Origin of the sequence: Streptomyces sp. NPDC001027, from assembly GCF_040299045.1 — a bacterium.
In the GTDB taxonomy this organism is placed as follows: Bacteria; Actinomycetota; Actinomycetes; order Streptomycetales; family Streptomycetaceae; genus Streptomyces.
The window spans coordinates 1-4,149 of the sequence record NZ_JBEPBI010000423.1 but is presented as its reverse complement, the minus strand read 5'-3'; the positions used below and the strand labels follow the sequence as shown (position 1 = coordinate 4,149).

The window sequence follows — 4,149 nt, the reverse complement described above, 5'->3', positions numbered from 1 at the left end:
CGGGCGGAGGCCGGAACCCGGGCCGCAGACGAGTCCGAAGCCCGGGCCGGGGGCGAGGCCGCATACCGGCCCGGGGACGGGGCCGCCGACGGGCCCGGGCACGTGGCCGCCGACCGGTCCGGGGCCGAGGCCGAAGAGCAGCCCGAGGCAGCAGCGCAGGCGCCGGAAACGGCGAAGGGGCGGTCGCGGGCGCCGCGTTCGACGTCGAGCAGGAAGCTGCTGGGGCTTCCGGTGCGCGACACGTTGCCGCAATCGGCGTCGAAACGTTCTGCCACGACGGCTCACCACCGCGCCCCCGCACGCGCCGGGATCGCCCGGCGCACGGTCCTGGCCGCGACCGCCGGTGCGGCGATCGTCGCGGGAGCGGCACTCGCCGTCCGCCCCACGGCGGGCGGGAAGACGTCGCGTCCGCTCGGCCGGGCGCCCGAGCCGACCTGGATCTACCGGGGCGAACCGCTGCTGCAGGTCCCGGCCGTCTTCCACGACGGCATGGCCCTGTTGAAGAGCCGTCCGGGGGACATGATCGGTCTCGACGTGAAGAACGGCTCGCGACCCCGCTGGGTGTACCAGGGCATCAGTCTCTCGCCCGGACCCGTCCTGCTGATCAACGGCGCGGCGGTCGCGCTGGGCACGGGTGCGACGGTGATCGGCGTGGACCCGGTCGGCGGCGGGGAGCAGTTCACCCTCGACTTCGGCGAGGACTACCGGTTCGACCAGTTGCTCGGCGGCTACGACGATCACACCGTGTCGGTGCTCGGCGCCAAGCTGCAGCGCCGGCCGGGGGACCAGGGGGTGGCGACCTCCACCGACTCCGTCTTCGGCGTCGACATCGAGGCGCGTCAGGCACTCGTCATACCGGTGGATCCGCAGGACGTCGGCATCGCACTGCAGCCGGTGCTCACCGACGAGTACTTCGTCTACGCCGACGGACTGCGCAACATCGCCGTCCGCAGCACCCGTGACGCCGGCAGCCTGCGCTGGCGGCACCCGGTGGGATACGACCTCAGGCCGGGCCTGGCCGTGCTCGGACAGACCGTGTTCGCGATCGGTCCCGAACTCATCGCCCTGGAGCTGAGCACCGGCAGGCTCCGGTGGAAGGCGAAGGCGGAACGGGGCATGTACGCCTCCCTCGGGGCAGTCGGCAACACCGTCTACGTCACCAGCACGGACCCCTGCGGGGTGCACGCCTTCGACGCGGCGAGCGGCTCCCGGCGCTGGTTCTGCGAGACTCCCCGCCTCGACATGGACAGCCCGGTCGCGGTGGGCGCACACGCCGTGTACGTGACGGCGTTCGAGAACAAGGACGGCTTCTACGCGATCGACACCGCTTCGGGCCGACTGCTGTGGAACTTCACCGACGGCCGCGAGACCGGCGTCAACCGGTGGCAGCTCTCCTGCGACGGCGCCGGACACCTCGTGGCCCAGCACTTCGACCGGGCCTACGGGCTGCCCGTCACCTGAGGGCACCCGTCACCTGAGGGCGACGGGAACCACCCGTTCGGTCCCCGCCCCGGGGTGGCCGGCGCGCGAGCGCCTGCGCCCGATGCCAGGCTGAGGGCGTTGACGGATCTGCGAAAGGGCGACGCCGTGATGACCACCGACCCCACCCCCGGCGCACCCTGCTGGATCGACCTCGGCGCGCCCGACGTCCCGGCTGCCGCGGCCTTCTACGCCGCCGTGCTGGGCTGGCGGTACGAGCCCATGGAGGGGCAGGACGCCGAGGGCGGGATGTTCCAGAAGGACGGCAAGACGGTCGCCGGGCTCGGCAGGCTGACCGAGGAGGGGGCCCGTTCCGCCTGGATGATCTACTACACGGTCACCGACGCGGACGCCACGACCCGGGCCGTCGAGCGGGCGGGCGGCACGGTGCGGCTGGCGAGCAGGGACCTCGGCGACTGGGGCCGGATGGCGCAGTACAGCGACCCGTTGGGCGGCCAGTTCGCGGTCTGGCAGCCGGGGAAGAACGCCGGCTTCGAGCTCGTCGACGAGCCGGGGTCGCTGTGCTGGACCGAGCTGTACACGACCGACGCCGCGGCGGCGAAGGAGTTCTACGGCGGTGTGTTCGGCTGGCGTTTCAGCGCCATGGACCTGCCGGGGGGCGGCGGTGAGTACTCCCTCGTCACACCGGAGGGGCTGCCGGAGGAGCGCATGCAGGGCGGCGTCATGCAGGTCCGCGCGCAGGACCTCGCCCTGGCGGACGGACGGCCCTACTGGCACCCGGTCTTCGCCGTCACCGACTGCGACGCCGCGGTCGCCGCGGTCACCGGGAACGGCGGCAGTGTGCAGATGGGCCCGCAGGACGTGCCGGGCGTCGGCCGGCTGGCCGTCTGTCTCGACCCGTCGAACGCGGACTTCGTTGTGCTCACCCCGTCCGGCGACTGAGCGGGACACCCTGTCCGGCGGCTGGGCTGAGTCACCCCGTGCGGTGACTGAGCAGAGGCACCCCGCCCGGCGGCTGGGCCGAGTCACCCCGTCCAGCCGCTGAGTCGGGACACCCCGTCCGGCGGCTGAGCCGGGGCCTCAGGGGGCTGTCGTGCCGGCCGGTCCGGGGACTCCGCCCGCGCGCAGATGCTCCCTGAGCCACCCTTCGGTGGTGCTCACGTGCAACAGGGCGGCGGCCTGGCTGAGTGCGGCGTCGCGGGCGGCCAGCGCGTGGAAGATCGCCTCGTGCTCGGCGAGGGTGCGGCCCGCGGCCTGGTCGTCGACCAGCCCGCGCCAGATGCGGGCGCGCAGCGTACGGCCCGAGACGCCTTCGAGCAGGGCGAGCAGTGACTCGTTGCCGGTGGCGGCCACGACGGCGCGGTGGAAGGACGCGTCGTGCGCGTTGAGCAGCTCCACGTCGTCACGGGCCGCCCGCATGGCGTCCAAGTGCCGTTCCACCTCGGCCAGTTGATCGTCGGAGATCCTGGTCGCGGCCAGTGCGGTGGCGACCGGTTCCAGAAGCCGTCGCACCTCCATCAGGTCCTGCAGCGCGGCCGAGTCGCTCTGCAGCAGCTCCACCGCCCCGCCGAGCCCCTCCAGGAGCAGACTCGGCTGCAGGCTGGTCACATAGGTGCCGTCGCCGCGCCGGACCTCCAGTATCCGGGCCACGGCGAGTGCCTTGACCGCCTCGCGGGCGAGGTTGCGGGAGAGACCGAGCTGGGCGGCCAGGTCCGGTTCCGGCGGGAGCTTCGACCCCGGAGGCAGAGCGCCGGTCCGGATGAGCTCACGGATCTGCTCGATGGCCCTGTCCGTCAGAGACAACGCGAGCTCCTTATTTCCCGAGGGTGACGTCGATGGTACTCGGCCGTCCGAGGGATCGAACCGGTGGGCGGCTGCGCCGGGAACCGGCGCGCCCCGCCCGTCCACCGCGCCGGATGCGCGCACGATGATTGCGTGAAGGCGTCGTCGCATTCGGACACAGGGGTTGTCCTGACATTCGCTGCGCCCGTAGGGTCCCCTCACGGGGGCAAGCGCTTTCTCCGCTCCGTCACCCACACGGCGACCATGTAACGGGCCCTGAGGAGCGCGCATGAGCATCCGAGTCAGTCACGCGTGCGGCGAGCACTTCGCGGTCACGGCGGCGGACGGGACGGAGATCTTCCGGTACGTGTACCGTCCCGATCCCGACGCGTTCGAGGCGCCCAAGCCGTACGCGCACCCGGTGCGCACCCTCGCCGGCCGCACGGTGACCGGCTACCGGCCCAGCGACCATCGCTGGCACAAGGGCCTGCAGATGACGGCGAGCCACCTGTGCGGCCAGAATTTCTGGGGCGGCAACTCCTACGTCCACGGTGAGGGCTATCTGGCCCTGCCCGAACGCGTCGGCTCGATGCGGCACGACGGCTTTTCCGCGTTCGCGGTGACCGACGACAGGCTTGCCGTCACCGAGCAGCTCACCTGGGTCGCGCACGGCGGCGAGGAATGGGCGCGCGAGGAGCGGGGCCTCACCGTCCACTCCGTCGACCAAGCGGTGGGGGCGTGGGTGCTCGACTGGTCGATCCGGCTCACCAACGTCCGTGACGCACCGCTCGTCTTCGGCTCCCCGACCACCGCGGGGCGCGAAGCCGCCGGTTACACCGGCCTGCACTGGTGTAGACCTTGCCGCTCTACGGCGGCAGCAGTCCGGCGATGGCGCGCAGCAGCGTGGACTTGCCCGAGCCGTTGGAG

The 4,149-nt window shown here is 72.4% G+C and carries 4 protein-coding genes; 3 read left to right on the top strand and 1 reads right to left on the bottom strand.

Translation table 11 applies throughout. The annotated features are described in order from the left end of the window. Together ABT300_RS42025 and ABT300_RS42020 are read left to right on the top strand one after the other, a co-directional pair. Window positions 1-1,461, top strand: a 1,461-nt coding sequence (locus ABT300_RS42025) for an outer membrane protein assembly factor BamB family protein (RefSeq protein WP_351687860.1), incomplete at its 5' end; no start/stop codon positions are given. Between the two features lie 126 nt (window positions 1,462-1,587). After that, entirely contained in the window at window positions 1,588-2,382 is a 795-nt protein-coding gene (locus ABT300_RS42020) for a VOC family protein (protein WP_351687863.1), read from the top strand. A gap of 138 nt (window positions 2,383-2,520) precedes the next feature. On the opposite strand, the gene ABT300_RS42015 is transcribed toward ABT300_RS42020, so the two are convergent. After that, complete coding sequence (locus tag ABT300_RS42015; RefSeq protein ID WP_351687857.1) at window positions 2,521-3,243, bottom strand: FadR/GntR family transcriptional regulator; 723 nt, start codon at window positions 3,241-3,243, stop codon at window positions 2,521-2,523. Window positions 3,244-3,511: 268 nt separating this feature from the next. Between ABT300_RS42015 and ABT300_RS42010 the strand changes: the two genes are divergently transcribed. Then, a partial coding sequence (locus ABT300_RS42010) for a DUF6807 domain-containing protein (protein WP_502978111.1) occupies window positions 3,512-4,149 on the top strand: 638 nt, incomplete at its 3' end.